This window comes from Bacillus sp. JJ1122 (assembly GCF_036964885.1).
GTDB lineage: Bacteria > Bacillota > Bacilli > Bacillales > Cytobacillaceae > Mesobacillus.
This window is the reverse complement of sequence record NZ_JBALQL010000026.1, coordinates 193017-198065: the sequence shown is the minus strand read 5'-3', so window position 1 is coordinate 198065 and position 5049 is coordinate 193017. Positions and strand designations below refer to the sequence as shown.

Annotated in this window: 8 protein-coding genes; 6 read left to right on the top strand and 2 right to left on the bottom strand. The window is 38.6% G+C overall.

All coding sequences use genetic code 11. The annotated features are described in order from the left end of the window. The first annotated feature begins 220 nt into the window (after window positions 1-220). The gene (locus V7201_RS16580; protein ID WP_335377860.1) at window positions 221-835 is read left to right on the top strand and encodes a LysE/ArgO family amino acid transporter; all 615 of its coding nucleotides are present in this window, start codon (window positions 221-223) and stop codon (window positions 833-835) included. Between the two features lie 12 nt (window positions 836-847). Next, window positions 848-1588: a metallophosphoesterase family protein gene (locus tag V7201_RS16575; RefSeq protein WP_335377859.1), complete on the top strand. Its 741-nt coding sequence runs from the start codon at window positions 848-850 to the stop codon at window positions 1586-1588. 335 nt (window positions 1589-1923) lie between these two features. Here V7201_RS16575 and V7201_RS16570 read toward each other — a convergent pair whose 3' ends face one another. After that, window positions 1924-2397: a hypothetical protein gene (locus V7201_RS16570; RefSeq protein WP_335377858.1), complete on the bottom strand. Its 474-nt coding sequence runs from the start codon at window positions 2395-2397 to the stop codon at window positions 1924-1926. A 96-nt stretch (window positions 2398-2493) separates the two neighbouring features. After that, a complete protein-coding gene (locus tag V7201_RS16565) occupies window positions 2494-2622 on the bottom strand; it encodes a hypothetical protein (protein ID WP_335377857.1) in 129 nt (42 codons plus the stop codon). 212 nt (window positions 2623-2834) lie between these two features. On the opposite strand from V7201_RS16565, the gene V7201_RS16560 reads away from it, so the two are divergent. The 4 genes from V7201_RS16560 to V7201_RS16545 all read left to right on the top strand — a co-directional run bounded on the left by V7201_RS16560 (window position 2835) and on the right by V7201_RS16545 (window position 4885). Beyond that, a complete protein-coding gene (locus V7201_RS16560) occupies window positions 2835-3035 on the top strand; it encodes a hypothetical protein (protein ID WP_335377856.1) in 201 nt (66 codons plus the stop codon). After that, window positions 3036-3305, top strand: a complete 270-nt coding sequence (locus V7201_RS16555) for an OsmC family protein (protein ID WP_335377891.1) — start codon at window positions 3036-3038, stop codon at window positions 3303-3305. A 157-nt stretch (window positions 3306-3462) separates the two neighbouring features. Further along, entirely contained in the window at window positions 3463-3996 is a 534-nt protein-coding gene (locus V7201_RS16550) for an RNA polymerase sigma factor (RefSeq protein ID WP_335377855.1), read from the top strand. Continuing rightward, complete coding sequence (locus V7201_RS16545; protein WP_335377854.1) at window positions 3980-4885, top strand: hypothetical protein; 906 nt, start codon at window positions 3980-3982, stop codon at window positions 4883-4885. The genes V7201_RS16550 and V7201_RS16545 overlap by 17 nt, the downstream gene beginning before the upstream one ends. Window positions 4886-5049: the final 164 nt, after the last annotated feature.

The following is a 5049-nucleotide window of genomic DNA, read 5'->3' as shown; positions in this document are numbered from 1 at the left end:
GATGGAAATGCGTTAGCATTTTCGTAGGAGTCTACGCGCCTTCCACTACAATCAACAGGTTTGAACAATCAACACTCATCTATAACAGAGCCTACTTTTTTAAAGGGAGTATGAAAAAAATTTGTGTAATTGATTTCAGAAAGAAGCAATAGACAGCTTTCAACTTTGCAAGTGTTATGATAATAGTAAGTAAATGAACTAAAGGGTAGTGGTTTAATAAATGGTATCTGCAAGTATTCACGGATTTATTTTATCTTTTGGCTTGATCCTCCCGTTAGGGGTGCAAAATGTCTTCGTCTTCAATCAAGGTGCAACACACCCATCTTATAAAAAAGTTTTGCCAGTAATCCTGACGGCATCTATTTGTGATTCAGTCCTGATCACTCTTGCTGTTTTAGGAATTTCCGTCATCATTCTAAAAATCAGCTGGCTCAATACACTACTCTTGTCGGCGGGTATATTATTTTTAATGTATATGGGTTATGTCACCTGGAAAAGTAAACCCAATAGCAATTCAATAGAAAAGGCATCATTTACGCCTAAAAAACAAATTGCCTTTGCAGCCACGGTTTCCTTACTAAATCCGCATGCAATTATGGATACTATCGGTGTGATCGGAACCAGTTCAGCTGCATACTTCGGTGCCGATAAAATAGCCTTCACACTAGCTTGTATTTTTACTTCCTGGATTTGGTTTTTATCGCTGGCGTATGTTGGCAGGCAAACAGGACCTCTGGAGAGCTCTGCTGGGTTTCTAGCACTTTTAAACAAAGTGTCAGCCTTAATCATGTGGGGGACAGCAATATACTTAGCAATTCAACTTTTAAACAAATGAGGTGAAAACTTAATGAAGTTTGCCGTCATAACTGACATACATGGCAACGCCCCTGCATTAATTGCTGTTTTAAATGAAATCGATAGAATGAGAGATATCGAACATATTTATTGTTTGGGAGATATGATTGGGATTGGCCCAGATACTAACGAGGTATTGAACATTTTATTTTCGAGAAGTGATGTCTCAATGATAACCGGAAATCATGATGAAGCTATACTAGCCCTTATAAAAGGGGAAAAGCATCCGGAAAGTCATTTACATGCAAGAGAACATCATCAATGGATTGCTAATCAAATGGATCAAAGCTATGTTCCTAACCTTGAAAAACTACCTAGAATGCTGAAGGTAAATATCGAGAGTCAATCAATTATATTTACTCATTATCATATTGACATCGAGAGGATGAATGACCATATTAGCCAGGAGCCATTCAGTTCGATTGTTGAACCGAGCCTGGAAAATATGAAAACTCTGTTCTCTAATAGGCATGAAGATGTCATCTTTTTTGGCCATCATCATCCGGTGCACTATTTTAAAGGGGAAAAGACACTGTTCGTGAACCCGGGGTCGTTGGGCTGCACACATGAGCCTTTTGCCCCATATGCAATCGTAAATATTGATAACAGCAGAATCGAGGTTGTTTTAGAAAAAGCCAGTTATGACAATAAAAAATTTCTGCTCTCTTATGAAAAACTGCAGGTTCCAGACAGGGAATTCATATTAAGCGTTTTTCATGGGAATCAGTGCTAAAAATAATAAAGCTGCCTTACAAAGATAAGGCAGTCTAGCTTGTCGACAAAGATACTGTTCACAGATCATTTATTGAAACCCTGTTGATTAAAGTGGAAGGCGCGTAGACTCCTCCGAAAATGCTAACGCATTTCAATCGTGCGTGGGCAGATTTGAGGAAGCTATTCAATGTCCTGCGGGATCAGCGCCAGCCCCGCGTAAAGCGAAGCGCCTGGAACGGAAATCAACAGACCTGTTTTACCTGAAGACATGCTCTTTATCATCGAGTTTGTTTACAGTCTGAGTTGCCTTAATAAGATAAGGCAATCATATAAAAAATTGTACAAAAAAAGAAATTACCTTCTTCTACGATTAGTTACAGAAAGTAATTCATTTTTTAACACGGTGTTCTGCTCGCTGATTGCGCTCAGTTTCTGTTTAATCTGACTTAGTTCAATGTGGATCTCTTTAATGTCACCTGAAAGCTGCTCAATAGAAAGCATTAATTTGTCTATATCAGTCTTTCTTTCTTGTTTCTCAGTTGGAATATTTAGTTTTGATAAAAGAGAAATAGTAGAAGGGTTTACAAGATTCTTAGCCATTCTCACCATCGAAGCTAGGTTTTCTTCTGTCATGACCTCTCCTAGACCCTTTAAAGGTGAAGAAGTGGAAGCATCGCTTTTTGGCAATTGCTCAATCTGCTGTATTTCCTTTTTCTGATCTTCTTGAAGTAAACTGTCCGTAAAATTAACGAGCTTGTTTAAATCAAAAGATTGACCGCCATCTTCATTTTGTTGTTTCCGCTCATCATTGTTGGCCAATGTTTTCATCACTGCCTTTCTTTTGGTTTTTTATGTGTCTCCCCGGAAAATGACCGGTCCATCCGGGGAGGCAGTAAGGGGTTCAGGTGTCAAATCTCAAAGAGATTAAGCTCCAGCATTAATTACAGCGGCGATACATCTTACAAGGGTCGTTTGTTGCTGTTCAGTGCCTAGCAATAAAGCAACAACCAAAGCAAGAGACATCAATAGTACAATCACAGCAGTTGCAATCATCTTTCCACCCCCTTTCTTTATGAAAGATAGGTAAGATCCGAACCTTACATTTACAATATATGAAAATATTTTGGACATGCCTCAGCTTGTACCCTATTATTTGTAAAATGGACAGCCTATCTTTACAATGAACTTATAACAATCGTTACCAATCTAAATTTCTATAATGTCAAAACTTTAACGGTTAATTACAATTTCAGGAGGGATGACAATTGTCCAAACCAATCCATTTAACATCTATCCAAATTGTGCAGCTCGACTCCACTAACAAAATTAAGAAAGCTGTTATTGATGGTTTTTCCGAACCTGTTATTTATGGTGTTCACGGTGGTGTGAAAGAGTTCTATAAAGTTAACCCCGAAATAGAATACCCATCGACGCTAGACCATATTGTTGCTGCTGCTGGGGGCTGACTGGTCGACACCCTTTCTGGAGCGCTGGAAGCGCGCCAAATACCTGCAACACCCGAAAAGGTTAAAGCAAAGGTACAAGGAATCATCGAAGCACCTGAAGGAGTATTAATGATTACAAGAATCAACTGCCACTTTGAATTAAAAATACCTACAGGAAAACGTGAAGCTGCCGAGAGAGCCCTTTCCGTATTTGAACGGAGTTGTCCCGTTGCTCAAACACTAAAAGGGAGCATTCAATTCGCTCATACCTGGGAATTAGAAGAGTATTAAATATAATAAAATGGGTCCTCATCTTCGCGAGAGGACTCATTTTTTATGTAAAGATGGCTAAATCCCTAATCTGTACAATATTTTTAAAAATAGCTGTCACGATTTCACAAATCAGCCGACTTATAAAGTAGAGTATGGAAATGAGGTGGCGGAAAATTTGAAACCGGTAAAGGAAAAACAGGTAATGGAGTGGTATGAAACTTATTATGAAGACATTTATCGTTTTATCCTGTTCATGATTGGAGACCGGCAATGCTGTGAAGACTTTGTCCATGACACTTTTGTGCGGGCTTATACATCGTTTGACCGCTTCGAAAACAGGTCAAATGAGAAAACGTGGCTATTCAGTATCGCGAAGCACCTGGTTATGGATGAAATACGAAAGCGAAGGCGGAGAAGGATTTTTGCTGCTTTTATCACAGATAAAGACATCCCATCTCCATTTGATATGGAGCAATATGTGGCAAACCGTGATGCCGTGGAACGAATGCTTGTTGCTATTCAATTGCTTAAACCCGAATATCGTCTGGTCATAACCTTGAAGAAAATTGAAGAATGTTCGACAAAAGAAATTACTGAAATCCTTGGCTGGTCTGATACAAAGGTACGAAAAACATTATCGAGGGCAATAGCAGCTTTAAAAAAAATGGATGTTTTAAAAGGAGGCAGTCAAATTGAACAATCATTTTGATGAAAATTGGAAGATTCTAAAGCAAGTCAAACCTCCTGCATCCAAAAAAGAAGCCATTCGTAACCGAATCACCCATTCAATAAGTAATAAAACAAAGGAAAGAACTGTTTTAAGAATCTTTGAATGGAAAAATGTAATGCTTACCAGTCTATTTTTATTGATTTCAGCAGGTATTCTATTCCAATTGCCATCCAACTATCAAAAGAAGGAAGCACCAGATTCCTCTGCAAGCATGAACGCTCATTTCACATGGAATGCAGCCAGTATTTATGGTGAAGAATCTGAAGATGGCTATGCGTTTTTTAAAGTGGGAAGCTCCATACCAGTTGGTTATGCAGATATAGTAACAGATGAAGAACAAAAAAAAATAACCAGTACAGGTGCAATGTATGTGGAAAAGGAACTGGAACATTTCCCTTATCCCACAACCCTCTATATAGAACATGTGAAAATGACAGATGTTTCACTGCGGTACCATTTCTTCGTTAAAGCTGAGAATAAAACAACGCATTTCAGTTTTGACTTTCCAAAGCTTGAATATGCGGAAATATTTAATTTTATCGCTACATTGAAGTATAAGAATCAAAAGCCATACATCCATGATGAACAGCTTTATGCTACACATGGATATGACACTCTCCCTTTCCCTGTTGGATTGAACCCTGTAGAGAAGAATGGCCACACTGAAAAATACATTTGGGAAAAGGCAAGTTTGAAGGAATACAATAAATACCTGAATGAAATTAGATCTACAGGTGAATGGGAGGAAAAATCAAAGGAGGGTTCATCTCATACTTTCTCTTCCGCAACTGGCTATGTAGTGGTAAAAATAACTCTGAATGAAAAAAAGATCAGCTATGAATTTACTTATCCAAAGCAGGGTGAATAAACTGCGTTACTGCAGCTTCTAATATGGGCTCTGTTAAAGCTGAATGTTGATTTTTAAACCCTGTTGATTGTAGTGGAAGGCGCGTAGACTACTCCGAAAATGCTAACGCATTTCCATCGTGCGTGGGCAGATTCGAGGGAGTAAATCAATGTCCTGCGGGCGCA